Origin of the sequence: Streptomyces sp. NPDC059002, assembly GCF_042740435.1 — a bacterium.
In the GTDB taxonomy this organism is placed as follows: domain Bacteria; phylum Actinomycetota; class Actinomycetes; order Streptomycetales; family Streptomycetaceae; genus Streptomyces.
This window is the reverse complement of sequence record NZ_JBHYJI010000016.1, coordinates 107,264-131,978: the sequence shown is the minus strand read 5'-3', so window position 1 is coordinate 131,978 and position 24,715 is coordinate 107,264. Positions and strand designations below refer to the sequence as shown.

21 protein-coding genes and 1 riboswitch are annotated in these 24,715 nt (G+C 74.0%); of the genes, 8 read left to right on the top strand and 13 right to left on the bottom strand.

All coding sequences use genetic code 11. The features are described 5' to 3' along the window. Positions 1-273: 273 nt before the first annotated feature. The gene (locus tag ACFWZ2_RS17395) at positions 274-1,305 is read left to right on the top strand and encodes a hypothetical protein (protein WP_384546435.1); all 1,032 of its coding nucleotides are present in this window, start codon (positions 274-276) and stop codon (positions 1,303-1,305) included. 130 nt (positions 1,306-1,435) lie between these two features. Here the strand turns inward: ACFWZ2_RS17395 and ACFWZ2_RS17390 are convergent, their stop codons facing one another. Further along, on the bottom strand, positions 1,436-2,359 hold the full coding sequence (locus ACFWZ2_RS17390; RefSeq protein WP_384546433.1) for an LLM class F420-dependent oxidoreductase: 924 nt from the start codon (positions 2,357-2,359) through the stop codon (positions 1,436-1,438). A 248-nt stretch (positions 2,360-2,607) separates the two neighbouring features. Here ACFWZ2_RS17390 and ACFWZ2_RS17385 point away from each other — a divergent pair, with 248 nt between their 5' ends. After that, on the top strand, positions 2,608-2,868 hold the full coding sequence (locus ACFWZ2_RS17385) for a hypothetical protein (RefSeq protein WP_384546431.1): 261 nt from the start codon (positions 2,608-2,610) through the stop codon (positions 2,866-2,868). Positions 2,869-2,933: 65 nt separating this feature from the next. Here ACFWZ2_RS17385 and ACFWZ2_RS17380 read toward each other — a convergent pair whose 3' ends face one another. The 6 genes from ACFWZ2_RS17380 to fes form a co-directional block, all read right to left on the bottom strand. Beyond that, the gene (locus ACFWZ2_RS17380; protein WP_384546429.1) at positions 2,934-3,413 is read right to left on the bottom strand and encodes a DUF6099 family protein; all 480 of its coding nucleotides are present in this window, start codon (positions 3,411-3,413) and stop codon (positions 2,934-2,936) included. A 173-nt stretch (positions 3,414-3,586) separates the two neighbouring features. Further along, complete coding sequence (locus tag ACFWZ2_RS17375) at positions 3,587-3,919, bottom strand: nucleotide pyrophosphohydrolase (RefSeq protein WP_384546427.1); 333 nt, start codon at positions 3,917-3,919, stop codon at positions 3,587-3,589. Next, positions 3,916-5,085: an AAA family ATPase gene (locus ACFWZ2_RS17370; protein WP_384546425.1), complete on the bottom strand. Its 1,170-nt coding sequence runs from the start codon at positions 5,083-5,085 to the stop codon at positions 3,916-3,918. The genes ACFWZ2_RS17375 and ACFWZ2_RS17370 overlap by 4 nt, the downstream gene beginning before the upstream one ends. 155 nt (positions 5,086-5,240) lie before the next feature. After that, positions 5,241-5,633 (bottom strand): cell division protein SepF, encoded by a 393-nt coding sequence (locus tag ACFWZ2_RS17365; protein WP_362341968.1) that lies wholly within the window; start codon positions 5,631-5,633, stop codon positions 5,241-5,243. 126 nt (positions 5,634-5,759) lie between these two features. Beyond that, on the bottom strand, positions 5,760-6,728 hold the full coding sequence (locus ACFWZ2_RS17360; RefSeq protein WP_384546424.1) for an ABC transporter substrate-binding protein: 969 nt from the start codon (positions 6,726-6,728) through the stop codon (positions 5,760-5,762). A gap of 43 nt (positions 6,729-6,771) precedes the next feature. Then, positions 6,772-8,133: an enterochelin esterase gene (gene fes / locus ACFWZ2_RS17355; RefSeq protein WP_384546422.1), complete on the bottom strand. Its 1,362-nt coding sequence runs from the start codon at positions 8,131-8,133 to the stop codon at positions 6,772-6,774. 28 nt (positions 8,134-8,161) lie between these two features. Here fes and ACFWZ2_RS17350 point away from each other — a divergent pair, with 28 nt between their 5' ends. Continuing rightward, on the top strand, positions 8,162-9,172 hold the full coding sequence (locus ACFWZ2_RS17350) for a FecCD family ABC transporter permease (RefSeq protein ID WP_384546421.1): 1,011 nt from the start codon (positions 8,162-8,164) through the stop codon (positions 9,170-9,172). Further along, positions 9,169-10,200, top strand: a complete 1,032-nt coding sequence (locus ACFWZ2_RS17345) for a FecCD family ABC transporter permease (RefSeq protein WP_384546419.1) — start codon at positions 9,169-9,171, stop codon at positions 10,198-10,200. The genes ACFWZ2_RS17350 and ACFWZ2_RS17345 overlap by 4 nt, the downstream gene beginning before the upstream one ends. A 326-nt stretch (positions 10,201-10,526) precedes the next feature. Here the strand turns inward: ACFWZ2_RS17345 and tsaD are convergent, their stop codons facing one another. Then, positions 10,527-11,591, bottom strand: a complete 1,065-nt coding sequence (tsaD, locus tag ACFWZ2_RS17340) for a tRNA (adenosine(37)-N6)-threonylcarbamoyltransferase complex transferase subunit TsaD (protein WP_384546417.1) — start codon at positions 11,589-11,591, stop codon at positions 10,527-10,529. Between the two features lie 142 nt (positions 11,592-11,733). Between tsaD and cbiE the strand changes: the two genes are divergently transcribed. Next, positions 11,734-12,993, top strand: coding sequence for a precorrin-6y C5,15-methyltransferase (decarboxylating) subunit CbiE (cbiE, locus tag ACFWZ2_RS17335; protein ID WP_384546415.1), 1,260 nt, complete (start codon positions 11,734-11,736; stop codon positions 12,991-12,993). Further along, positions 12,990-13,739, top strand: a complete 750-nt coding sequence (gene cobM / locus ACFWZ2_RS17330; RefSeq protein ID WP_384546413.1) for a precorrin-4 C(11)-methyltransferase — start codon at positions 12,990-12,992, stop codon at positions 13,737-13,739. The genes cbiE and cobM overlap by 4 nt, the downstream gene beginning before the upstream one ends. Before the next feature lie 74 nt (positions 13,740-13,813). Here cobM and ACFWZ2_RS17325 read toward each other — a convergent pair whose 3' ends face one another. Beyond that, the gene (locus tag ACFWZ2_RS17325; protein ID WP_384546411.1) at positions 13,814-14,926 is read right to left on the bottom strand and encodes a cobalt-precorrin-5B (C(1))-methyltransferase; all 1,113 of its coding nucleotides are present in this window, start codon (positions 14,924-14,926) and stop codon (positions 13,814-13,816) included. A 17-nt stretch (positions 14,927-14,943) separates the two neighbouring features. On the opposite strand from ACFWZ2_RS17325, the gene ACFWZ2_RS17320 reads away from it, so the two are divergent. Further along, positions 14,944-15,690 carry a cobalt-precorrin-6A reductase gene (locus tag ACFWZ2_RS17320; RefSeq protein ID WP_384546409.1) on the top strand — a complete coding sequence of 249 codons (747 nt, stop codon included), beginning with the start codon at positions 14,944-14,946 and terminating at the stop codon, positions 15,688-15,690. 221 nt (positions 15,691-15,911) lie between these two features. Here ACFWZ2_RS17320 and ACFWZ2_RS17315 read toward each other — a convergent pair whose 3' ends face one another. From ACFWZ2_RS17315 to ACFWZ2_RS17305, 3 genes are read right to left on the bottom strand one after another with little or no spacing between them, the layout of a single operon-like run. Further along, on the bottom strand, positions 15,912-17,441 hold the full coding sequence (locus ACFWZ2_RS17315) for a precorrin-2 C(20)-methyltransferase (protein WP_384546407.1): 1,530 nt from the start codon (positions 17,439-17,441) through the stop codon (positions 15,912-15,914). A 5-nt stretch (positions 17,442-17,446) separates the two neighbouring features. Further along, positions 17,447-18,088: a precorrin-8X methylmutase gene (locus tag ACFWZ2_RS17310; protein WP_384546405.1), complete on the bottom strand. Its 642-nt coding sequence runs from the start codon at positions 18,086-18,088 to the stop codon at positions 17,447-17,449. Then, positions 18,085-19,365 carry a cobalamin biosynthesis protein CobG gene (locus ACFWZ2_RS17305; RefSeq protein WP_384546491.1) on the bottom strand — a complete coding sequence of 427 codons (1,281 nt, stop codon included), beginning with the start codon at positions 19,363-19,365 and terminating at the stop codon, positions 18,085-18,087. Before ACFWZ2_RS17305 ends, ACFWZ2_RS17310 begins: the two co-directional genes overlap by 4 nt. 106 nt (positions 19,366-19,471) lie before the next feature. Next, positions 19,472-19,606, top strand: a riboswitch (cobalamin riboswitch). A 35-nt stretch (positions 19,607-19,641) separates the two neighbouring features. On the opposite strand from ACFWZ2_RS17305, the gene cobN reads away from it, so the two are divergent. Then, complete coding sequence (gene cobN / locus ACFWZ2_RS17300; RefSeq protein ID WP_384546403.1) at positions 19,642-23,337, top strand: cobaltochelatase subunit CobN; 3,696 nt, start codon at positions 19,642-19,644, stop codon at positions 23,335-23,337. 28 nt (positions 23,338-23,365) lie between these two features. Here the strand turns inward: cobN and ACFWZ2_RS17295 are convergent, their stop codons facing one another. Beyond that, a complete protein-coding gene (locus tag ACFWZ2_RS17295; protein ID WP_384546401.1) occupies positions 23,366-24,619 on the bottom strand; it encodes an amidohydrolase in 1,254 nt (417 codons plus the stop codon). Positions 24,620-24,715: the final 96 nt, after the last annotated feature.

Here is a 24,715-nt window from a genome sequence, read left to right as displayed (position 1 = left end):
GCGGAGCACTGCCGGACAGAGCACTGCCCGACGGCGGGCTGCCGGGCAGAGCACTGCCCGACGGAGCACTGCCGGGCGGCGAGCTCGCGTAATCCGATGCCTTCGGCCTCTCCGGCGCCCGTCTCCGGCGTCTCCGGTGATTCCACCGGCTCGGTCAACTCCGGTGTACCCGGCGGCTCTTGGGCACGACTGACGGCCGCGACCACCCACCTCATCAAAAAAACATACCTTTGCAAAGGTTTTTTCTACCGCACCACCCAGGAAAGGCCCACCGTGAGCACCGCCGACACCCGCTCCACCGCCCTCGCCACGTCCACCTCCGCACCGGCGGGCATCGCGGCCGGGCGGCACGCCGCCCTCGTCCTGGACGGGCCCGCCCTGTCCCGCACCCGGTTCATGATCTCCCCGCTGCACGAAACCCTCGCCGCCGCCTCCCGGTACGCGGGCTCCGCCGCCACGCACCCCGGACGCCCCTACCGGCCCCGGGGCGTGCGCAGCGCGCAGGCCGATGCCGTCCTCCAGAAGCTGTCGGCGGCGCTGCGCGCGACCCGGCGCCCCCAGGCCGCGCTCCTCTCGCCCGGTCCGCTCGCCGGTATCGCCTGCCCCGACCTGGACCAGGAACTACAGACGCTGCGCGGCAGAATGCTCGGGGAGGGCGCGGACGACGACGACATCGCCGTCTTGTTCGACGCCCTGCGCGCGGCGTACGCGTTGTGGCTCGCCGACGACTGGGCGGGGACACTCAGATCGCTGGAGGACGATCTGGCCTACCGCGCCCATCTGCTGATCCGATACGGCGTCGAGCGGGTCGTCGACTCCCTCCACGAACAGGTCAGCTACACCGACCAGTTGCTGCGCCTGACCCCTCCCCCGGCCACGGCGACCGACACGCTCCGGGGAGTGCCCGAGCAGCCCCGGCCGCCGCAGCGCGCGGCACAAGGACTCCTGATCGTGCCCAGCGTGGCGGCCGAGCATCCCGCGGTGCTGTGCGGCGGCGAGCTGCCGGTGCTGCGCTATCCGGCCCGCAACGGTTTCGGCCTGCGTACCGAGAGCGAGCGCTCCACGCCCCGGCCCCAGGGGATCAGCGCGCTGATCGGCCGCGCCCGCTCCCACGCACTGGCCTCCATCGGCACCGGCTGCAGCACCACGGAGCTGGCCGACCGGCTCGGCGTGGGAGCGGCCACGGCGTCGAGCCATGCGACGGCGCTGCGCCGCGCGGGGCTGATCGTCACGGTGCGGCGCGGCAAGCGGGTGGAGCATCTGCTCACGGAGCTGGGCTCGCGCCTGCTCGGCGCGGGCAGTTAGGGGGTCAGGGAGTCAGGGCCTGTCCGGCCCGCGTTCCTCCGGGACGCAAGTGACCGCCGGGCACCGGAGGGGTGAGCCCGGCGGTCACGTTCGGGGCCCGGGGCGGCGAGGCCCCGGGGCGGGGGGCGGTCTAGGACAACTGTGACTGGACCTGTGACGAGATCAGCTCCAAGTGGTCGAGGTCGGCCAGGTCCAGGCACTGGAGGTAGATGCGGCTCGCGCCGATCGCCGCGTACCTGCCGATCTTGTCGACGACCTCGGCGGGGGAACCCGCGAGGCCGTTCGCCTTCAGTTCGTCCACCTCACGTCCGATGGCGGCCGCCCGCCGGGCGACCTCCGCGTCGTCCTTGCCGACGCAGGCCACCAGCGCGCTGGAGTACACCAGGTCGTCGCCCTTGCGCCCGGCCTGCTCGGCGGCCGCGCGGACCCGGCCGAACTGCCGCTCGCTGTCCTCGATCGAGGCGAACGGGATGTTGAACTCGTCGGCGAACTGCGCGGCGAGCCGCGGGGTGCGCGTCGCGCCGTGACCGCCGATGAGCACCGGCACCTTGGTCTGTGCGGGCTTGGGCAGGGCCGGGGAATCGGTGAGCTGGTAATGCTTGCCGTCGTACGAGAAGGTCTTGCCGGTCTCCGTCGCCCACAGGCCGGTGACGATCTCCAGCTGCTCCTCGAGGCGGCCGAACTTCTCCTTGGGGAAGGGGATGCCGTACGCCTTGTGCTCCTCCTCGAACCAGCCCGCGCCCAGGCCCAGTTCGACCCGTCCGCCCGACATCTGGTCGACCTGCGCCACCTGGATGGCGAGGACACCGGGCAGCCGGAAGGTGCCCGCCGTCATGAGCGTGCCCAACCGGATCCGCTTGGTCTCACGGGCGAGCCCCGCAAGGGTGATCCATGCGTCCGTGGGTCCGGGCAGACCGTCGGCGGAGCCCATGCGCAGATAGTGGTCCGAGCGGAAGAAGGCGTCGAACCCGAGGTCCTCGGTGGCCTTGGCGACGGTGAGCAGGGTGTCGTAGGTGGCCCCTTGCTGGGGCTCCGTGAAGATTCGAAGATCCATGGCTCCATCCTGCACGGTCGAACGCCCGTCAACCCTGCCGGTCCCGCCGATCCCCCGCCGCCCCGGTCGGGTGAAAATGCGTCAACACGGCGGTCGGCGTGGGTCCGCCCCAGTGACCCCGCCCGTCCGGAGATCGTTGGCTCGGGCGGAGCCGGACCGCCCGGCACCCGCGTCGGCGGCCGCTGCCGGGGCGTCGCTTGCGTCAACTGCCCTTCCAACGTGGGAGGGCGAGGGCCGAGGAGGCCGTCATGTCCCAGGAAGCCGTGCCCGAGCAGGAGGCCGCGCACGATCCGTCCGTGCCTGCCCAGCAGGGCGCACCCAAGGGCCTGCTGCAGCAGATGGAGGAGTTGATGGCAGCGCTCAACGCGGATCTGACCCAGCTCGACGCCGATCTGCAGCAGTCCGCGCCGCCGGATGCCGCGTCTTTGGAGTCTCCGGACGCCACGTCCGGCGGCACCGCGCCCTCGGACGCCCGTCCGCGGATCGGCGACAGCTCCGACCGCTACTGACGGCAGCCGCGCTCCCGCGGCGCCCTGGCGACCCTGCCCGTCGGCGGGGTCGGCACGGAGCCGCCTCATGACGGCCCCGCCGCCGAGTCGGGCTCGGGCAGGCCCTGTTCGCGCACCGCGAGCCTGCGCAGCATTTCGAGGACCCGGTCCCTCGACTCGTCGGCGGCGTCGATCGCCTCCATGCACTGCCAGTACACCCCCTCCTCGGCCGCGCCCATGGCGACCGCGACGAGGGCGATCCCGACCTCGCCGAGGAGCCTGCCGAGTGCGAGCAGGACCTCTTGGGCGTCGCCGGTCTCCGTCAGCCGCGCGGCCCGTATCTCCTCCGCGCCGAGGTGCGCGTCGAGCACTCCGCAGCCTCTGCCGCCGACTTCGCTGAGGCCCAGCGCCTCGCCCCGTAACTCCGGAGGACCCGCGACCGCGAGTCTGCTGCCGATCGCCTGCGCGAGCGCCTGCGACTGCCACACCTCCACGACGATGTCCGCCGGGTCCTGACTCTGCGCCAGCGCATGCCTGTTCGCCTCGATGAGCCGCATCGCGTTCATGCGCAGCCCCCCATCCCTCCCGCACGCGTCCGCCGCACGTCGCCCGAACTCCACCGTCCACTACCCACAGTGATACTCATCCGGGCGAAAAGCCAGGGGAAGCCGGAAATCTGTGGACAAGCAGTCGAGTTTGGACAACCTGTCCACTCCGGAGAGTGACGAAGGTGTGGATCCTACGAGTCTTCGGGCGCCGGGAAGCGCCGCTCGTTCCGGTCGATCTTGGCCGCGAGGGCGGCCAGCGCGTCGATGCCGAGGACCTCGCAGAACTGCAGCAGATAGGCGAGGACGTCGGCGACCTCGTCCGTCACACGGTGCGCGGAATCCGGGTCCGCCATCACCCGCGCCGACTCCTCGGGGGTCAACCACTGGAAGATCTCGACCAGTTCGGACGCCTCCACGCTGAGCGCGGCGGCCAGGTTCTTCGGGGTGTGGTACTGCCCCCAGTCGCGGGCGGCCGCGAACTCGGCCAGCCTGCGCTGCAGTCCTGCCACGTCAAGTTCTGTCACGGCCCAAGGTCTACCACCACCGCCGCACCCGCGGCTGCGGCCGCCCACGCGGGGTCCCGCACCGCCCCCACCAGGCGGATGTGCCCGCGCGCACAGCTGTCGGCCGCCAGGTCGGCGAGGGCGCGGCACTGCCCCGGATCCAGGCGGCGGTCCAGGCCGTCGGCGAGGAGCGTCAGGGTCTGGTACGCCTCCGGGACCTCGGCCACCGGGTCGCCCGCGAGGACACCGGGCCCGGTCAGCAGCACGAGCGCCAGGGCGAGATATCTCAACTCGCCGTCCCCGAGCCGTCCGAGCGGGGTGCGCAGCCCGTCGCCCCGGTCGATGAAGGCGTGCAGCGCGCCGTCCTCCGCCTCCTCGGCGAGCACGTCGACGACGGGACCCGCGCAGCCGGTGCGCACCGCGGAGACGAACAGCGCATGGCGCGCCGCGCACTCCGCCCGCGTACGCCACAGGACTTCGGCGAGGTTCTCGCAGTCGCCGAGGAGCCGTCCCGTGCCGATCAGTCCCGCGGGGACGGGGGCGCGCATGCGGCAGGGCCGGGGGTCGCAGGCGAACGCCGACCGCAGTGCGACCACCACCTGTTCCGCGGCGGCGAGCACCATGCGCTGTCCCGCGGTCTTGCCCGCGACGCGCAGCGGGACGAGCGCGGTGCCGAGCCGGTCGTCGGGCATCGGGGCGCGGGTCACGGGTGCCGGGCCCGCGGTGTGCCAGGCCGCCTGCACCATGCGCCGGCCGGGATCGCGCAGGGCGGTCTCCAGGAGGGTCAGGCCGCCGATGCTCAGCCGCTCGCCCACGACGCGCAGTTCGGGCTCCGCCTGCACGGCGAGTTCGAGGCGGACCGGGCCCACCGGTCCTTCGACCGTGCAGCCGATGCGGAACCCGCGGCGCTGCTGGTCGTCGGCGCGGGCCCGTTCGGGCACGCACGCCACCGGGTCCGCGAAGACGTCGACCAGTTCCTCCCCCGCGCAGAGCCGCGCCAGCGCCTCGTACGCACGCAGTGCACTGGTCTTTCCGCTGCCGCTCGGCCCCTTGACGAAGGTCAGCGGGCCGAACGGGAGCACGGCGCTCCGGTGCCCGGCGAAGGCGGACAGTCGCAGTTCGGTGACCTGCGGCCGCCCGTCGCCCGCCAGTGACTCCGCGACCGACACCGGGGAATGGACCGTCATGTCCGGAAGCTAAGCGGCGCCGGATCCGGTGAACCGTTCCGCCCAACCGACCTTCCTACGATCGAGCGATTCCCCTCGAAGAGGCCTCGGTCGGGCGGGTGAAGGGCTAGCGACCGCGCGGCAAGCCCGTCCCGGACCGGTCCAGCGGAGCGGGCTCAGGGCTGGGCGACCGCTTCCACCAGGCCCTGGACCTCCGTGCCGGGCGGTGCGAGGAGGAAGACGTTCTTGTCGACCCGGTGCATGCCGCAGTTGAGGCCGAGGACCACACCGCTGCTGAAGTCCAGGACGCGCTTGGCGACTTCGGTCTCGGCGCCCGTCAGGTCGAGCAGGACCGGGATCTGTGCCATGACGGTCTCCGCGACCTCGCGGGCGTCCGCGAAGACGTTGACCCGCATCACCACGAAACGTCTGCGCGTCTCGGTCTCCGCGTCGGGCAGCGCGCGGTGCCCGGGCCACGAGGGCCATTCGTTGCGGCTGCGCAGCGGTACGACCTGGGCGAGCCCTTCCCACTGTTCATCGGTGACGTCGTGGCGCTGACTGCTACTCACTGACCCACCCCGTCCTGGCTCGCACTCGTTGTCTGCACCGGGCAATTCTTACGCCAAGTCACCCGTTCAGCCCAACAGCGACACGGACGGCACCCTCGTCACAGGTGGTTCACAGGGCGGATCCGGTCACTTCGCGAGCGCTCCGGTCACGTCGTCGAGGACCGTGCGCGCCGCGATGGGCCCGCCCGAACTGTTCCATGCCGAGCCTTCGATGACGACCACATGGCCCGCCTTCTCGGCCTTCAGCTTCGTGAAGTTCGCCACCTTCTTCGCTTCCCCGTACGCCTTCTCGCCGGCCGCCCGGTCGCCGAGCGCGCCGAAGAAGAGCCAGTCGCCGTCGATGGTGGACAGCTTCTCCAGGCTGACGGGTTCGCTGTGTCCCGCGCTCTCGCCCCGCTGGTCCGCGGGGCGCCGCAGGCCGAGGGCGGCGAGCGTCGAGCCGACGTGGCCCCTGCCCTTGCCGACGACCGACGGCGCGCCGTTCTGCCAGCGGACGACGCTGGTCACGGCGTCCTTCTCGGTGCCGAGGCGCTTCTTGGCGGCTGCCACGTCGCCGTCGAAGCCGGTCAGCCAACTCCGCGCCGCGCTCTTCTTGTTGAGCGCGTCGGCGGTGGCGGTGAACGCCTTCTTCCAGTCCTCGTTGAGCTTGGCCGTGAGCACCGTCGGGGCGATGGACTCCAGCTTGTCGACGACCCGCTTCGCGCCGACCGTCTCGTCGAGCAGGATCAGGTCCGGCTTCAGGGCCGCCAGCTTCTCCAGGTCGGGCTCGGCGACGCTCGCGACGGTCTCCGCCGAGCCCGCCTTGTCCGCGAGATAGGTCGACACGCCCTGCTGGCCGCGGCCCGCCGTGGCGCCGATCGGATGCACGCCGAGCGCGAGGGCGGCATCGAGGGTGGGTTCACTGAGCGTGACGACCTTCCGGGGGTTTCTCGGTACGTGGACGGACCTGCCGTCGGCGTCGGTGACGGTGCGGGTATCCGTCAACTTGGCCTTGTCCGAGGTGCCGTCCTTGTCGCTGCCGCAGCCCGTGAGGGCGAGGGCGCCGGTGAGGGCGGCTGCGGTCAGGGCGGTGCTACGGCGGGTGGCGCGGGGCATGGCGGTGCGGCTCCTCATGAGGAAGGGGGATGCGGAAGGGCGGTCACAGGAGGGCGGTCAGTCCGTCGGCGAGGCAGCCGCGCCAACAGGCGTAGTCGTGACCGCCGTTGTAGGTGGCGAACGTCACCGGGTGGCCGCGCAGGGAGAGTTCCTCGTGCAGGACACGGCTGTAGTCGACCATCGCGCCTTCGTGGAGGCCCGCGTCGAGATGGATCCTGAGGGGCGGCCGGGGCTCTTCGGTGAAGCGTGCGACGAGCCAGGGGACGTCGTCGGCGGGCGCCTGCTTCGGTACGCCCGGCGGCAGTCCGGGGCGCCACCACAGCGAGGCGGACTGGGCGAGGACGGCGCCGAACCGCTCGGGCCGCAGCAGCGCGGCGTACAGCGCGGTGAGTCCGCCGAGGCTCTGGCCCGCGACGACGGTGTGCGCCGGATCGGTGGTGAGCGGCCAGCGTCCCGCCGCCCAGGGCAGGAGTTCGTCGGCGAGGAAGTGGACGTAGGTGTCGCGTGCGGCGAGGTCGCGCCAGCGGGTGCGGATGTCGACGGCGTCCGGGGCGAGGACCGCGAGGGGCGGCACGGCGCCGTCGGCGATCAGGGCGTCCAGCGTGTCCTGGAAGGCGAGTTGGCCGAACCACATGTCGCCGTCGCACAGGACCACGGTGGGCGTGCCGGGCCCCGGTCCGCCCGGTGGCAGGTATGCCCATACGTCCCGTTCGGCGCCGAGCGCGCCCGCGGGCAGGCGGTGCCGTTCGAGGCGGCCGCGCGGGATCGCGGCGCGGCGCTCCGCCCAGGGCTGCGCGGGCGCGTCCGGCAGGGCGAGCACCGAGCCGTCGGACCGGCCCCAACGACTGGGCAGGCGCGCGGGGTTGAGGGGGTCGTGGGCGGCGTACGCGCAGAGGGAGCGGAGCCGTCGCTGCAGGAGTGCGGGGCCGGCAGGGAGGTCGCCGGGGGAGATGTCGGCGGCCATGCGGTACGAGGCCCGGTGGTCGGCGCGCAGCCGGTAGGTGAGGTGCCAGACGTCCGTGCCGGGCAGGGGGTGCAGCAGGGCGTCGGCGAGCCGGTCGCGGTCCACGACGCGGTTGACGAGCAGCAGCACTTGGCGGGTGGCGCGGTGTCCGCGCCACAGGAAGGTGACGGCGCGGTGCCCCGGTGCGCCGTCGATGTGCTCGACGAGTGGCGTGCCGCGCCGCTCGGTCTCCGCCCAGAACTCCTGGACGAGGGCGCTCCGTTCGCGCTCGGTGGCGCGGGCGAGGTCCTGGGCGAGGCGTTCGACGCGGGGGCTTGTGACGCGGGTGGCCTCGACGACGCCCTGGCCCGCGGACGGCGCCGCGGCGGCGCTCACCACCCCCGTGATCTCCGGTCCGGCGTGCATGACCACCGCCTTCTCCGATCCGAGAGGTAACAACATCAACTTAGCTTAGCCTAAGCTAACCTACATGCTCGTCGACCGTCCCCCGCCCCGCCGCGGCCTCGCCCCAGGACTGCTCATCGGCCTCGCCCTGCTGATCGCCGCCGCGGCCGCGAGCCTCGCCGTCGGCACCCAGCGGATCCCGCTCGACCAGGTGTGGGACGCCCTGTTCCACCCGACGGGCACCGAGAACGACGGAATCGTGCGCCAACTGCGGCTCCCCCGCACCCTCATCGGCATCGCCGCGGGCGCCGCGCTCGGCCTCGCCGGTGCGGTGATGCAGACCCTGACCCGCAATCCGCTCGCCGACCCCGGACTGCTCGGCGTGAACGCGGGCGCGTCCGCCGCCGTCGTCACCGCGATCGGCGTCTTCGGCATCGGCTCCTTCACCGGCTATCTGTGGTGCGCGCTCGGCGGCGCCGCCCTCGCCGCCGTCCTGGTCAACGCGCTCGGCGGCAGCCGCTCCGCCACACCCGTGCGCCTCGCGCTCGCCGGGACCGCCGTCAACGCCGCCCTGTTCGGCTACGTCAACGGACTCCAACTCGTCGACCTGGACTCCCTCGACACCATGCGGCACTGGTCGGTCGGCACCCTCGCGGGCCGCGACCCCGCACTGCTCGGCACGGTCCTTCCGCTGCTCGCCGCGGGCACCCTGCTCGCCCTCGCGCTCGCGCGGCCGCTCGGCGCGCTGGCCATCGGCGACGACTCCGCGCGGGCGCTCGGCGCGCACATCGGCCGCACCCGCGTCCTGTCCATCGTGGCGATCACGCTGCTGTGCGGGGGCGCGACGGCGCTGTGCGGTCCGATCGGCTTCGTCGGCCTGATGGTCCCGCACGCCGTACGCGCCGTCAGCGGGTCGGAGCCGCGCCGGCTCTTCCCGCTCTGCGCGCTGTACGCCCCGGTCCTGATGCTCGCCTCCGACATCGTCGGACGGGTGCTCGTGCCCCCGTCGGAGATCGAGGTCGGCGTCGTCACCACGTTCGTGGGCGGTCTCCTCCTCATCCAGCTGGTCCGGCGCAGGAAGGCGGTCCAGCTGTGAGCCGACGCCATGTCAGGGCCGGTGGCCTGTCCCTGCGTTACACGCCCCGCGCCCTGCTCACCGGCCTGGTCCTGCTGCTCGTCGCCGCCGCCCTGACCGTCTTCGCGATCGGCACCGGACGGTACGAGCTCGGCCCCGGCGATGTACTGCGCACCCTCGTCGGCGACGGGCCGCCCGGCGCGGACTTCATCGTCGTCGACCTGCGCCTGCCGCGCGCCGTGGACGGTCTGCTCGTGGGCTGCGCGATGGGCATGGCGGGCGCGGTGTTCCAGTCCCTTTCGCGCAATCCGCTGGGCAGCCCGGACATCATCGGCTTCGGGAACGGCGCGTCGGCGGGCGCGCTCGTCGCGATCATCCTGCTCGACGCGGGCGCGCCGCAGACGGCGTTCGGCGCGGTCTGCGGCGGCTTCGCGACCGCCACGGCCGTCTATCTGCTCGCGTGGAAGCGGGGCGTGCACGGCCATCGGCTCGTCCTCGTGGGCATCGGGGCGTCGGCCGTGCTCGGCTCCCTGACGAGCTACCTCTACGTACGCGCGGAGATCGGCAAGGCGGCGCAGGCCGCGACGTGGATGATGGGCTCGCTCAACGGCCGCGGCTGGAGCGACGTGTGGATCGCGGCGGCGGGGCTCGCCGCCCTCGCACCGGTCGTCGTCGGCCACGCGCGCAGGCTCACGCTCCTGGAGATGGGCGACGACACGGCGGCCGCGCTCGGCGTACGCCCCGAACGCACCCGGCTCGTCCTGCTCGCCGCGGGCACGGGCCTGACCGCGATGGCGGTCGCCGCCGCGGGCCCGATCCCGTTCGTCGCGCTCGCCGCCCCGCAGCTGGCCCGCCGCGTCACCCGCTCCCCAGGACCGAACGTGCTGCCCGCCGCGCTGATGGGCGCGGCCCTGGTGACCGGCGCCGACTGGGCGACGCAGCGGATCTCGGGGTCGGCGATCCTGCCGGTGGGCGTGGTGACCGGGGTCGCGGGCGGGCTCTATCTGGCCTGGCTGCTGTTGCGGGAGCGGCGGTCGGGGCGGCTCTGATCTGCCGCGTCCCGGCGCGCGGGGTGGCCGGGGCCGGGGAAGACCACCACGCCGCCGCCGTCCGGGGTCGGGTCGGTGATCCGGTGCCAGCCCGCCCTGCCCTAAGCGGCCTTGTGGAAGTCCGGTGCGGTTCGGGTGCGCCCCGAAGGGGCGCGGGGAACTGCGCGACCAGCCACGACGCACCCGCAGATGTGGACCGTACTTCCCGCGGAGCGCTCAGAACCGCACCGCGTCGTCCGCGAGACGTGCCGGGCAGCGGTCCGCCGCGGCCGGGTCCTCGTGCCGGGGCGGCCGCGCGAACGCCTCGGCGCAGACGGCGGGCGCCGTCACGCGGCGGCCCGCCCGTACGCGCCGACCGGGTGGAGCGCGGCGAACTCCAGCGGCGCCGACGGGTCGATGGACACGTTCAGGGGTGCGGGCTCGGCGCCCGCGCGCACCAGCAGGTCGCCGACCGCGGCGATCATCGCGCCGTTGTCGGTGCACAGGCGCAGCGGCGGGACGCGCAGCGTGATGCCCGCGGCGCGGCAGCGCTCCTCGGCCAGGGAGCGCACGCGCGAGTTGGCGGCGACGCCGCCGACCACGACGAGCGTGCCGACGCCGTGCGCCCGGCAGGCCGCGACCGCCTTGCGGGTGAGCACGTCGGCGACGGCCTCCTGGAGCGCCGCCGCCCCGTCGGCGACCGGGAGTTCACGCCCCGCGTGGCCCTCGGCCCAGCGTGCGGCGGCCGTCTTCAGGCCGGAGAAGGAGAAGGCGTACGGGGCGTCGCGCGGGCCGGTGAGCGGGCGCGGGAAGGCGACGGCCGCGGGGTCCCCGGTGCGCGCCGCCCGGTCGATGGCGGGTCCTCCGGGGTAGGGCAGGCCGAAGACCCGGGCGACCTTGTCGAAGCACTCCCCCGCCGCGTCGTCGAGGGTGTCGCCGAGGTGCACGATCGGGTCGCGCGCGAGGTCGCGTACGAGGAGGAGGGAGGTGTGGCCGCCCGACACGATCAGGACCATGCAGGGGTTCGGCAGCGGGCCGTGCTCCAGGGTGTCGGCGGCGACGTGGCCCGCGAGGTGGTGCACGCCGTGCAGCGGCACGTCCAGGGCGTACGCGAGGCTCTTCGCGCCCGCGAGGCCGACCTGGAGGGCGCCGGAGAGGCCGGGTCCCGTGGTCACCGCGACCGCGCCGATGTCGGACATGCGCAGGCCCGCGTCGTCCAGGGCGCGGCGGACGACCGGGGTGAGCGCGTGGACGTGGGCGCGGGCGGCGATCTCGGGGACGACGCCGCCGTAGCGCGCGTGTTCGTCCATGCTCGACGCGACGGCGTGGCCGAGGAGGCGTCCTTCGCGGACGAGTCCCGCGCCCGTCTCGTCGCAGGACGACTCGATGCCGAGCACCACCGGAGAGCCCATCGGGGGTTGGCCTTTCTGCGCAGGGGGCCGGGCGGGCCACCCCGCACGGCTTATTGCAAGTAATGCGCAATAAGGGTACGCCGCCTGGTCACCAGTAGAGTGCGGCTGCGCAGTCCCCCTCCCGAACCCCGAGGTACCCGCAGTGAGCCCCGCACCCCCGGCCTCCCCTTCAGGCATACCCGCCGTCACCGTCGTCGGGATCGGGGCCGACGGCTGGGACGGACTGCCCGCCGCGTCCCGCGCGGCCCTCGCCGCCGCCGACGTCCTGATCGGCGGCCCCCGCCAGCTGGACCTGCTGCCCGCACCGGACTGCCCCGGCGAACGCGTCGCCTGGCCCTCGCCGCTGCGGCCCGCCGTGCCCGGCCTGCTCGCCGCCCACGCGGGGCGCCGCGTCGCGGTCCTCGCGAGCGGCGACCCCATGTTCTACGGCATCGGGCGCGCCCTGACCGAGGAACTCGGCCCGCGGGCGCTGCACGTCCTGCCGCACCCCTCCGCCGCCTCCCTCGCCTGCGCGCGCCTCGGCTGGCCCGTCGAGGACACCGAGGTCGTCACGCTCGTCGGCCGCCCCACCGCCCGCCTCGCCGCCGCGCTGCACGACGGGCGACGGCTCCTCGTGCTGAGCGCCGGCGCCGGAACGCCCGGCGAGATCGCCGCCCTGCTGCGCGAGCGCGGCTTCGGGCCGAGCACACTGCGCGTCCTCGAACAGCTGGGCTCCGAGCGCGAGTTGTCGTACGAAGGAGTCGCCGACACCTGGTCGCACGCGCCCGGCGATCCGCTGAACGTCGTCGCCGTCGAGTGCCGCCGCTCCCCCGACGCGCTGCGCCTCGGCACCGTGCCGGGCCTGCCCGACGCGGCGTACGAGTCCGACGGCCAGCTCACCAAGCGGTACGTCCGCGCCGCCACCCTCGCCGCGCTCGCGCCCGAACCCGGCGAGCTGCTGTGGGACGTGGGCGGCGGGTCCGGTTCGATCGCCGTGGAGTGGCTGCGGGCGCACCCCGCGTGCCGCGCCGTCACCGTCGAGAAGAACCCCGTACGGGCCGAGCGGATCACCCGCAACGCCGAACGGCTCGGCGTCCCCTCCCTGCGCGTCGTCACCGGCGCGGCGCCCGCCGCACTGGCCGAACTCCCCACGCCCGACGCCGTGTTCATCGGCGGCGGCCTCACCGCGCCCGGCCTGCTCGACGCCTGTTGGGCCGCGCTCCCGGTGGGCGGGCGGCTCGTCGCCAACACCGTCACCCTCGAGTCCGAGGCGCTGCTCGCCGACCGGTACCGGCGGCACGGCGGCGAGCTGGTGCGGCTCGCGGTCGCCCAGGCCGTCCCCGTCGGCGGCTTCACCGGGTGGCGGCAGGCCATGCCGGTCACCCAGTGGTCCGTCACCAAGTCTGGAGATCAACAACGATGACCGTGTACTTCATCGGCGCGGGGCCCGGCGCGGCCGACCTGATCACGGTGCGCGGCGCGCGCACGCTCGCCGCCTGCCAGGTCTGCCTCTACGCGGGCAGCCTGGTGCCCCGCGAACTGCTCGCCGAATGCCCGGACGGGGCACGGCTCGTGGACACCGCACAGCTCAACCTCGATGAGATCACCGGGGAGTTGGTGCGCGCGCACGAGCAGGGGCTCGACGTGGCGCGGCTGCACTCCGGCGACCCGTCCGTGTTCAGCGCGGTCGCCGAGCAGATGCGGCGCCTCGACGCGGCGGGCGTGCCGTACGAAGTGGTGCCGGGGGTTCCCGCGTTCGCCGCGGCTGCGGCGGCGCTCAAGCGGGAGCTCACCGTTCCGACGGTCGGGCAGACGGTGATTCTCACGCGGATCGCGCAGCGGGCCACGGCGATGCCGCCCGGCGAGGATCTTGCCACGCTGGGGCGCAGCGGGGCGCTGCTCGTACTGCACCTTGCCGCGGGGTATGCCGACCGCGTGGTCGAGGAGTTGCTGCCTCATTACGGCGCGGATTGCCCTGCCGCTGTTGTCGCGCTCGCCAGCCGGCCCGATGAGGTCATCCTTCGGGGGACCTTGGCGGACATCGCGGGGCAGGTGAAGGCGGCGGGGATCGTGCGGACCGCTGTGATCATGGTGGGGCGGACGCTGGGGGCCTCGCAGTTCCGGGACAGTCATCTGTACTCGGCGGAACGTGACCGGCACGTCTGCTGATTCTTCGACTGCGGGCGCGCTGTGGCTGGGCACGCCCACGCGGCGGAGCCGCACAGGTCACAGCCCCGCGCCCCTCACGGGGCGCTTCTGCCCACCACCGCCCCTGCCCGGTCGATGCAGATGACGTCCACCGCCACCGGCGCGCCCCGCAGCACCGCCAACGCCTCGTCCCGCGCCGTGACCGCCACCAGGTCGCCCAGCGGGACGCCCGCCGCCTCGCACAGGCGCAGGGCCTCCAGGCCCGTGTTGGCGGCGGCGACCTGAGCGGCGAGGTCCTCGTCCGCGCCGCCCGTGCGGGCCAGGTCCGCGAGGAAGGTCTTGTCGACCTGGGAGCGGGCCGAGTGGAGGTCGAGGTGGCCTGCGGCGAGTTTCGAGAGTTTGGCGAAGCCGCCGCAGATGGTGAGGCGGTCGACGGGGTGGCGGCGTACGTACTTGAGGACCGCGCCCGCGAAGTCGCCCATGTCCAGGAGGGCTTGCTCGGGCAGTCCGTACTCGGCGATCACCGTCTTCTCCGACGTCGAGCCTGTGCACCCGGCGACGTGCGTGTGCCCGGCCGCCCGTGCCACGTCGACGCCGCGCCGGATGGAGTCGATCCACGCCGAGCAGGAGTAGGGCACGACGATGCCGGTGGTGCCGAGGATCGACAGGCCGCCGAGGATGCCAAGGCGCGGGTTCCAGGTGGAGCGGGCGATCTCCTCGCCGTGGTCGACGGAGACGGTGATCTCCACGTCCGGCGCGACGCCCGCGCGCTCGGCGACCAGCGTCACGTGGTCCCGCATCATCTGCCGCGGCACGGGGTTGATCGCGGGCTCGCCGACGTCGAGGGGCAGACCGGGGCGCGTGACCGTGCCCACGCCGGGGCCCGCCTTGAAGACGATGCCCGAGCCCGGCGGCAGCCGTCGCACCGTGGACCGGACCAGGGCGCCGTGCGTGACGTCCGGGTCGTCGCCCGCGTCCTTGACGACGGCCGCCATCGCGTGACCGGAGCCGAGTTCCTCGGCCGCCAGTGCGAAGGCGGGCGTCTGGCCCTTGGGCAGCGTGATGGTCACCGGGTCGGGGAACTCGCCGGTCAGGAGCGCCGTGTACGCGGCGGTGGTGGCGGCGGTCGCGCACGCGCCGGTCGTCCAGCCGGGACGCAGGCCGGTGTGCTTGAGTTGGGCGCTGCGCCCGCCCTTTGCCTCACTCATGAAGGAAACCGAACTCCGTGCACGTACTGATTCTCGGGGGAACGACCGAAGCCCGCCGCCTGGCGGAACTCCTCGCGGGCGAGGCGGGAACGCGTGTGACCAGTTCCCTCGCGGGCCGGGTCGCCGCGCCGCGGCTGCCGCCCGGCGAGGTCCGCGTCGGCGGCTTCGGCGGGGCCGAAGGGCTCGCGGAGTGGCTGCGCGAGCACCACGTGGACGCGCTCATCGACGCCACCCATCCTTTCGCAGGGACGATCTCGTTCAACGCGGCGGCGGCCGCCGCCGCGACCCATGTTCCCCTGCTCGCGCTGCGCAGGCCCGGGTGGGTCGCGGGCGAGGGCGACGACTGGCACCCGGTCGGCTCCCTCGCCGCCGCCGCGCGGCTGCTGCCCGCGCTCGGGCGGCGGGTGTTCCTGACCACCGGGCGGATGGGGCTCGCCGCCTTCGCGGGCCCCGATCCGGCCGCTCCCTGGTTCCTCGTACGCTCCGTCGACGCGCCCGAGCCGCCCTTCCCCGCCCGAATGGAGGTGCTCCTCGACCGGGGCCCCTTCACCCTCGACGGTGAAAGAGAACTGCTGCGCCGCCACCGCATCGACGTCGTGGTGACGAAGGACAGCGGGGGCGTGGCGACCGCGCCGAAGCTGGCCGCCGCGCGCGAGGCGGGCGTGCCCGTCGTGGTCGTACAGCGGCCTGCCGAGCCCGAGGGGATCACCTGCGTCGCCACACCACAGGCGGCCGCGGGCTGGGTCCGCCTGCTGCGCGACTAGGCCCCGTAAGGCGGATCGTGCCGCGGGACGCGGGCCCTGGCACGCCCTCCTCCGCCTTGCAGCTGCACGCACCAGACCCCGCTCACCGGCACCGCAAGGTGAGCGCCACCCGTACGCGGCCTGATCCGCCGGGCAGGCCCTGGGCCCCGTAAGGGGCGCGGGGAACTGCGCGACCAGCCGCGACGTGCCCGCAGGGGCCCACCGCCCCCGCGGAGCGGCCCCTACTCCGGGTAGCGCCGGGGCGTCCAGACGACCCGTTCCCCGCCCCCGCGCCGCCGCGACACCCGCGTCTGCGAGGAGCCGACGATGAGGAGTGTCCGCATGTCGACGTCGGCGGGGTCGAGATCACCGAGGCGTACGACGCGCACGCTCTCCTCGGGGCCGCCGACGTCGCGGCCGAGGACGACCGGGGTGTCGGGCGCCCGGTGTTCGAGGAGCAGCTCGCGTGCCTTGCCCACCTGCCAAGTGCGGCTGCGGGAGCCGGGGTTGTAGAGGGCGAGCACCAGGTCCGCGGCGGCCGCGGCGGCGAGCCGTTCCGCGATGACCTCCCACGGCTTGAGCCGGTCGGAGAGGGAGATCGTGGCGTAGTCGTGGCCGAGGGGTGCGCCCGCGCGGGCCGCCGCGGCGTTGGCGGCGGTCACTCCGGGGAGCACCCGCACCGGTACGTCGGCGTACTCGTCCTGCGAGGCGACCTCAAGGACGGCCGTGGCCATCGCGAAGACGCCGGGGTCGCCGCCCGACACGACGGCGACGCGCCGCCCGCGCCGCGCCAACTGCAGGGCGAACTCGGCGCGTTCGGACTCGACGCGGTTGTCGGAGCCGTGCCGCAGCTGTCCGGGGCGGCGCGGCACACGGTCCACGTACGTGGTGTAGCCGACCAGGTCGTCGGCGGCGGCGAGCGCGCCGCGCGTCTCGGGGGTCAGCCACAGCGGCCCGGCGGGACCCGTGCCGACCACGACGACCTCGCCGCGCTCCGGGTCCGCCGCGGGCTCGGGCGCGGGGCCGCCGGTCAGCGGCGCGACCCGGCTCGGCAGGACCGCCACGGAGAAGTACGGCACCGACTCCGGGTCCACGTCGGCCAGTCGGCCGGTGCGCTCGCCCTCCATGGTGGCGCGCTCGACGTACCGGGCCTCGTCGATGCGGCCCGCGCGCTCCAGGGCGCCGCGCACCTTGCCGAAGGTGCGGCCGAGCTTCATGACGACCGCCGAGTCGGTGGCGGCGAGGCGCGCGGCCAGCTCCTCCTCGGGGAGCGTGCCCGGCAGGATCGTGAGGACCTCCTCGGCCTCCACGAGGGGCTCGCCGAGCCGGGCCGCCGCCGCGCTGACCGAGGTCACGCCGGGGATCACCTCGGTCGGGTAGCGGTGCGCGAGGCGCTTGTGCATGTGCTGGTAGGAGCCGTAGAAGAGCGGGTCGCCCTCGGCGAGCACGGCGACGGTGCGGCCCGCGTCGAGGTGGACGGCGAGCCGGGCCGCGGCCTCCTCGTAGAAGTCGTCGAGTGCGCCGCGGTAGCCGCCGGGGTGGTCGGTGCCCTCCGTGGTGACGGGGTAGACCAGCGGCTCCTCGATGTGGTCGGCGCGGATGTGCGCGGCCGCGATCGAGCGGGCGATGGAGCGGCCGTGCCGTGCCGAGTGGTACGCGACCACGTCGGCGGCGGCGATGACCTCCACGGCGCGCACGGTCATCAGCGACGGGTCGCCGGGCCCGAGCCCGACCCCGTACAGCCGTCCCTGCGGGCTCTGTCCGGTGTTCACGGCGTTCACTCCGCCTCGCTCGCGATGGCGTTGATCGCGGCCGCGGCCATCGCGCTGCCGCCGCGACGTCCCCGTACGACCAGGTACTCCAGGCCCGAGGTGTGCGCGGCGAGCGCGTCCTTGGACTCGGCGGCGCCGACGAAGCCGACGGGGATGCCGAGCACGGCGGCCGGGCGGGGGGCGCCCTCCTCGATCATCTCCAGGAGGCGGAAGAGCGCGGTGGGCGCGTTGCCGATGGCGACGACGGAGCCTTCGAGGCGGTCGCGCCACAGTTCGAGGGCGGCGGCGCTGCGCGTGGTGCCCATGCGCCGGGCGAGGTCCGGCACGGACGGGTCCGCGAGGGTGCAGATCACGTCGTTGTCCGCGGGCAGCCGCTTGCGCGTGACGCCGCTCGCGACCATGTTCGCGTCGCAGAGGACCGGCGCCCCGTCGCGCAGCGCCTTGCGGGCGTCGGCCACCACCTGAGGGCTGAAGGCGAGGTCGCGCACGAGGTCGACCATCCCGCAGGCGTGGATCATCCGCACCGCGACCTGGCTGACGTCGGCGGGCAGGCCCGCGAGGTCCGCCTCCGCGCGGATGGTGGCAAAGGACTCGCGGTAGATCGCCGCGCCGTCCTTCTCGTAGTCGAACACTGTGCTCTCGCTCATCTCGTGGCCGTTGGTTTCGTGGTGGTACGTGCCGTGGTGACCGTCTCGGTCAGGGTGCCGCCCGTCACGGGCACCCACTCCTCGCCGACGATGCGCACATTCACCTCGTACTGCCCGTCGCCGGTGGCGAGGACGTCGACCCAGTCGCCGTGCGGGTGCCCGCAGCGCCGTTCGCAGCCGGACCAGTGGACGGGGAGGCCGCCGAGGCCGGGCACGGCGTCGGCGCGTACGTCGGAGAGGGACTTGGCGCAGCCGGGGCGGCCGGTGCAGGCGCCGACGCCCAGCCAGGGCGAGTCGGGGGATGTGAGGTATCCGGCGCCGGTCAGCGCGGCGAGGCGCTCGCGGGCCGCCGTCTCGTCGGCGAAGCCGGGCAGGACGAAGCCGCGCCAGGGGGTGACGCGCAGTTCGTCGGCGGGCAGCGGGAGGAGGGAGCGCCACTGGGCGGCGGTGACGCGGCCGAGCGGGGCGTTGACGGCGAGGGCGCGGCCGATGACTCCGGGGGCCGGCGGGGCGCTGCGGGAGACGGCCCACGGCTCGGCGCGGACGGCCTCGATGCCTGCCTTCTCCAGCGCTCCTGCGAGGTCCACGGGCTGTTCGCGGGGCAGTTCCCACACCCGCCAGGCGCCGTTGCCCGCGGCGGTCGCGGCGGCGAGGAAGGCGCCCGCGGCGGTGAGTGCGGCGCGCGGCGCGTCCGCGGCGGGCACCCGGAAGGCGCGGCCCCCGAGGCGAACGACCGCGGTGCCGCCCGATTCTGCGATCAAGGTCACATCGCCGCCGAGCCCGACGACGTCTCCGCGCCCGTCGTCGACGGCGAACAGGAAGCGGCCCGAGAGGTCCGGCGTCCACTCCTCGGCGCACAGGAGTCCGTCCAGCTCACGGGCCCACAACTGCACGTCGGCGTGGCCGAGTCGGTCGGTTCCCGCCGCCGGTGACGCCACCACGTTCCGTACGCGTTCGTGCCGTTCGGAGGGGAGCAGACCGGCGTCCGCGAGCAGGGCGGAGAGTTCGCCTCCGCAGGTGTCGCCGAGGCCGCGCAGCTCGATGTTGCCGCGCGAGGTGATGCTGAGGTTCCCGTCCGCGAGACGCTCCGCCGCGGTGGCCAGGGCGTCGGCCTGACGGGACGTCAGGAGGCCGCCGGGCAGGCGGAGTCGGGCGAGGAGGCCGTCGTCGGCGCGGTGCAGGCGGAGGGCTCCGGGGCAGGCGTCGCCCCGGTCACGTATGGGAGATTCGCCCTGGTTTGGGGATGTTGCTCGGGTGGGCGGCATGGCGGCGAGCATACCCACGCGGATCCGGCCGGTCGCCTCCCGATACGGCCGTCCTGGCAGGTGGCCGCCCCGCCGACCGCGGGCAGGACTTACTATGCAGGCGGCGGACCGCCAGGTCCGTCGACGCCAGCGACGGCGTGGGTCCACCAGGACCCGAGGGAGGAAGCCCGGTGTGAATCCGGCGCGGTCCCGCCACTGTGAGCCCCACCCGTGTGGGGCGAGTCAGGAACTCCCGCCGTCCATACGACCACCCGGGGCGCGGACACCCCGAGGAAGGCCTGCGCCCGCATGCTTCTGCTGCTGTCGACCTCCGACACCGACCTGCTCAGCGCCCGTGCTGCCGGGGGTCCCGTCGACTTCCGGTTCGCCAACCCCTCCCGCCTCGACCTGGCCGAACTCCCCGCGCTGCTCGACGGCGCCGAGCTCGTCGTCGTACGCCTCCTCGGCGGCGTCCGCGCCTGGCAGGACGGCCTCGACCAGCTCACCGCGAGCGGCCTGCCCGTCGTGGTGCTCACCGGTGAACAGGCCCCCGACGCCCAGCTGATGGCCTCCTCCACCGTGCCGGTCGGCATCGCCGCCGAGGCGCACGCCTACCTCGCGCACGGCGGCCCCGCCAACCTGGAGCAGCTGGCCCGCTTCCTCTCCGACACCGTGCTGCTCACCGGCCACGGCTTCGAGCCGCCCGCTGCCGCCCCGTCCTGGGGCCCCCTCGAACGCGCCGCCCGCGCCGACGGCGCCGACGGCACTGACAGCCCGACCGTGGCGGTGCTCTACTACCGCGCCCACCACATGAGCGGCAACACCGCGTTCGTGGACGCCCTGTGCGGCGCGATCGAGGACGCGGGCGGGCGCCCGCTGCCGCTGTACGTGGCCTCGCTGCGCGCCCCCGAGCCCGAGCTGATCGACGAACTGCGGGCCGCCGACGCCATCGTGACCACGGTCCTCGCCGCCGGTGGCACCAAGCCCGCCGAGGCGTCGGCGGGCGGTGACGACGAGTCCTGGGACGCGGGCGCGCTGACCGCGCTCGACGTGCCGATCCTGCAGGCCCTGTGCCTGACCGGGTCGCGCACCGCCTGGGAGGAGAACGACGAGGGCGTCTCGCCGCTCGACGCCGCGAGCCAGATCGCCGTGCCGGAGTTCGACGGCCGCCTCATCACGGTCCCCTTCTCCTTCAAGGAGATCGACGAGGACGGGCTTCCCGCGTACGTCGCCGACGCCGAGCGCGCGGCGCGGGTCGCCGGAATCGCCGTACGCCACGCGCGCCTCAAGCACATCCCGGCCGCCGACAAGCGCCTCGCGCTCGTGCTCTCCGCCTACCCGACCAAGCACTCCCGCATCGGCAACGCGGTGGGCCTCGACACCCCCGCGTCCGCGGTGGCGCTCCTTCGCAGGCTCATCGGCGAGGGCTACGACTTCGGTCCTTCGGAGGAGATCCCCGGCCTGGTCTCCGGCGACGGCGACGAGCTGATCCGCGCTCTGATCGACGCGGGCGGCCACGACCAGGAGTGGCTCACCGAGGAGCAGCTCGCCGCCAACCCGGTGCGCATCCCGGCCGCCGACTACAAGCGCTGGTACGCGACGCTCCCCGAGGAGCTGCGCTCGGGCGTGGAGGAGCACTGGGGCCCGCCGCCCGGCGAGATGTTCCTGGACCGCTCCCGGGTCGGCCAGGGCGGCGACCCCGAGGGCGACATCGTGCTCGCCGCGCTGCGCCGCGGGAACCTGCTGATCCTCATCCAGCCGCCGCGCGGCTTCGGCGAGAACCCGATCGCGATCTACCACGACCCCGATCTGCCGCCCTCGCACCACTACTTGGCCGCCTACCGCTGGATCGCGGCCTCCGCGGCGGACGGCGGCTTCGGCGCCGACGCGATGATCCACCTCGGCAAGCACGGCAACCTGGAGTGGCTGCCGGGCAAGAACGCGGGCCTCTCCGCGGCCTGCGGCCCCGACGCCGCACTCGGTGACCTTCCCCTCATCTACCCCTTCCTGGTCAACGACCCGGGCGAGGGCACGCAGGCCAAGCGCCGCGTGCACGCCACGCTCATCGACCACCTGGTGCCGCCGATGGCGCGCGCCGACTCCTACGGCGACATCGCGCGCCTGGAGCAACTCCTCGACGAGTACGCCCAGATCAGCTCCATGGACCCGGCGAAGCTGCCCGCGATCCGCGCACAGATCTGGACGCTCATCCAGGCCGCCAAGCTCGACCACGACCTGGGTCTTGAGGACCGTCCCGACGACGACGGCTTCGACGACTTCCTGCTGCACGTCGACGGCTGGCTCTGCGAGATCAAGGACATGCAGATCCGCGACGGCCTGCACGTCCTCGGCACCGCCCCGGCCGGCGCCGACCGCGTGAACCTCGTCCTCGCGATCCTGCGCGCCCGCCAGATCTGGGGCGGCACGTCCGCCCTGCCCGGCCTGCGCGAGGCCCTCGGCCTCGACGAGTCGGCGGCGACGCGCGTCAGCGCGGACGAGGCCGAGGAGAAGGCCCGCGCCCTGGTCCAGGCGATGGACGACGCGGACTGGGATCCGACCGCCGCAGTCCAGGTCGCCGCTGCTGTGGGCAATCGTCCCGCAGGGCGGGACGGGTGGGCACAGCCCACGGTGCAGGGTGCCCCTGACCAGGGCGCCGACCCCGTCGCAGCGATCCTCCACTTCGCGGCGACCGAGGTGGTGCCCCGCCTCAACGCCACCACCGCCGAACTGGACAACGCCGTACGTGCGTTGGACGGCCGCTTCGTCCCCGCCGGGCCCAGCGGCTCCCCCCTGCGCGGCCTCGTCAACGTCCTGCCGACCGGCCGCAACTTCTACTCGGTCGACCCCAAGGCCGTCCCCTCGCGCCTCGCGTGGGAGACCGGCGAGGCCCTCGCCGACTCGCTCGTCGAGCGGTACAGGAGCGACAACGGCGAGTACCCCACCTCCGTGGGCCTGTCCCTGTGGGGCACGAGCGCCATGCGCACCGCGGGCGACGACGTCGCGGAGGCCATGGCCCTGCTCGGCGTCCGCCCCGTCTGGGACGACGCGTCGCGCCGCGTGACCGGCCTGGAGGCCATCCCGTACGAGGAGTTGGGCCGCCCCCGCATCGATGTGACGCTGCGCATCTCGGGCTTCTTCCGCGACGCGTTCCCGCACACGATCGGGCTGCTCGACGACGCGGTGCGGCTCGCCGCCTCGCTGGAGGAGCCCGCCGAGCAGAACTACGTGCGCGCCCACACCCAGGCCGACCTGGCCGAGCACGGGGACGAGCGCCGCGCCACCACCCGTATCTTCGGCTCGCGCCCGGGCACGTACGGCGCGGGGCTCCTCCAGCTCATCGACTCCCGCGACTGGCGCACGGACGCGGACCTCGCCGAGGTGTACACGGTGTGGGGCGGTTACGCGTACGGCCGCGGTCTGGAGGGCCGCCCGGCGCGCGCCGAGATGGAGACGGCCTACAAGCGCATCGAGGTCGCCGCGAAGAACACGGACACCCGTGAGCACGACATCGCGGACTCCGACGACTACTTCCAGTACCACGGCGGCATGGTCGCCACGGTCCGCGCGCTCAAGGGCACCGCGCCCGAGGCGTACATCGGCGACTCGACGCGGCCGGAGACGGTCCGCACCCGCACGCTGGTCGAGGAGACGTCCCGCGTTTTCCGCGCCCGCGTCGTCAACCCCAAGTGGATCGAGGCGATGCGCCGCCACGGCTACAAGGGCGCCTTCGAACTCGCCGCCACCGTGGACTACTTGTTCGGGTACGACGCGACGACCGGTGTCGTCGCCGACTGGATGTACGACAAGCTCACCGAGACGTACGTCCTGGACCCGACCAACCGCCAGTTCCTCCAGGAGGCCAACCCCTGGGCCCTGCACGGCATCGCGGAGCGCCTCCTTGAGGCGGAGTCGCGCGGCATGTGGGCCAAGCCCGACCCCGCCGTGCTCGAAGCGCTGCGCCAGGCCTACCTGGAGACCGAGGGCGACCTGGAGGACGAGGGCTGAGCCCCCGTCCGCCCCGGGCGGCCCGCCGTCACCGCGACGGCGGGCCGCCGAGCCAGGCGAGCGCGGCCGTGGTCAGCGCCGTGACCCCGGTGTCCAGGGTCGGCCCGACGAGCGGCGCGAAGAACGGCGAGTGGTTGGACGGGATGTCCCGCTCGAAGGTGCCCGCCTTCTGCGCGGCCGCCACCTCAGCCGGGTCGACGCCGCCGAACAGCCAGTAGCAGAGCGGAATCCGACGCTCCGCCGAGGTCGCGAAGTATCCGACGTCCTCGCTGCCGGTGACCGGGCCCGGGTCGATGATCCGGTCCGCGCCGATGACGGCGCCGAGCGCGGCCACCGTCCGCTCGACGGCGGCCGCGTCGTTGTCGAGGACGGGGAAGGCGTCGATCTCCGTGATCTCCGGTTCCCGCTCCGCGCCCGCCGTGATCGCCTCGCCCTTGACGATCCGCTCGACGGCGGCGAGCACCCTGGTCCGCACCTCGGGGGTGTAGGTGCGGATGTTGATCTGCAGTTCGGCCTCGTCCGGGATGATGTTGTCCTTCGTGCCCGCCCGCAGCGAACCGACGGTCACCACGGCCGTCTCGCCGCCCGCGATCTCCCGGGACACGATCGTCTGCAGCCGCATCACGGTCGACGCGGCCATCACCACCGGGTCGATCGACGCCTCCGGGCGCGAGCCGTGCGCGCCCTTGCCGAACATCCGCACCCGCAGCGCGTCGGTCGCCGCGAACGCCGGGCCCGGGTGCGCGCCGATCATCCCGGCGGGCAGCGGCGCGACATGCTGGCCGAGCACCACGTCGGGGGTGCCGAACCGCTCGTAGAAGCCGTCGTCGACCATCGCCCGCGCGCCCTGCGCGGTCTCCTCCGCGGGCTGGAAGACACCGAGGATCCGCCCCGACCAGTCGGCGCGGGCGTCGGCGAGCAGCTTCAACGCGCCGAGCAGACACGTGACATGCATGTCGTGGCCGCAGGCGTGCATCACGCCCTCGGTGCGGGACGCGTACGGCAGTCCGGTGCGTTCGGTCACGGGCAGCGCGTCGAAGTCGGCGCGCAGCAGGACGGTCGGGCCTTCGCCGTTGTCCAGGACGGCCACCACTCCGGTGCGGCCGACGCCGGGCGTCACCTCGTATCCGTACGACGTGGCGCGGCGGGCGATCTCGGCGGCGGTCCTGTGCTCCTCGAAGGACAGCTCGGGGTGCGCGTGCAGATCGCGGTAGAGGGCGGCGAGGTCGTCCTTGACGGCGTCGAGGCCACGGAGTGCGGAGGTCGGTTCGGTGGTGGTCATGTCACGCTCCTCGTCTCGGGCTGCCCCGCCACCTTACGTACGGGTACCGGGAACGGGAGGCGGTCCTTCCGGAGCGGCGGACGGAACCGGCGGGAA

Bases quoted from the DNA above. Each gene is read 5' to 3' on its own strand.
- ACFWZ2_RS17385 (WP_384546431.1), top strand. From the start codon at position 2,608: ATGTCCCAGGAAGCCGTGCCCGAGCAGGAGGCCGCGCACGATCCGTCC.
- cobN (WP_384546403.1), top strand. From the start codon at position 19,642: ATGCTTCTGCTGCTGTCGACCTCCGACACCGACCTGCTCAGCGCCCGT.
- ACFWZ2_RS17325 (WP_384546411.1), bottom strand. From the start codon at position 14,926: ATGAGTGAGGCAAAGGGCGGGCGCAGCGCCCAACTCAAGCACACCGGC.
- tsaD (WP_384546417.1), bottom strand. From the start codon at position 11,591: ATGGGCTCTCCGGTGGTGCTCGGCATCGAGTCGTCCTGCGACGAGACG.
- ACFWZ2_RS17350 (WP_384546421.1), top strand. From the start codon at position 8,162: ATGCTCGTCGACCGTCCCCCGCCCCGCCGCGGCCTCGCCCCAGGACTG.
- ACFWZ2_RS17390 (WP_384546433.1), bottom strand. From the start codon at position 2,359: ATGGATCTTCGAATCTTCACGGAGCCCCAGCAAGGGGCCACCTACGAC.
- fes (WP_384546422.1), bottom strand. From the start codon at position 8,133: ATGTTGTTACCTCTCGGATCGGAGAAGGCGGTGGTCATGCACGCCGGA.
- cobM (WP_384546413.1), top strand. From the start codon at position 12,990: ATGACCGTGTACTTCATCGGCGCGGGGCCCGGCGCGGCCGACCTGATC.
- ACFWZ2_RS17310 (WP_384546405.1), bottom strand. From the start codon at position 18,088: ATGAGCGAGAGCACAGTGTTCGACTACGAGAAGGACGGCGCGGCGATC.
- ACFWZ2_RS17370 (WP_384546425.1), bottom strand. From the start codon at position 5,085: ATGACGGTCCATTCCCCGGTGTCGGTCGCGGAGTCACTGGCGGGCGAC.
- ACFWZ2_RS17305 (WP_384546491.1), bottom strand. From the start codon at position 19,365: ATGCTCGCCGCCATGCCGCCCACCCGAGCAACATCCCCAAACCAGGGC.
- ACFWZ2_RS17295 (WP_384546401.1), bottom strand. From the start codon at position 24,619: ATGACCACCACCGAACCGACCTCCGCACTCCGTGGCCTCGACGCCGTC.
- ACFWZ2_RS17380 (WP_384546429.1), bottom strand. From the start codon at position 3,413: ATGAACGCGATGCGGCTCATCGAGGCGAACAGGCATGCGCTGGCGCAG.
- ACFWZ2_RS17360 (WP_384546424.1), bottom strand. From the start codon at position 6,728: ATGCCCCGCGCCACCCGCCGTAGCACCGCCCTGACCGCAGCCGCCCTC.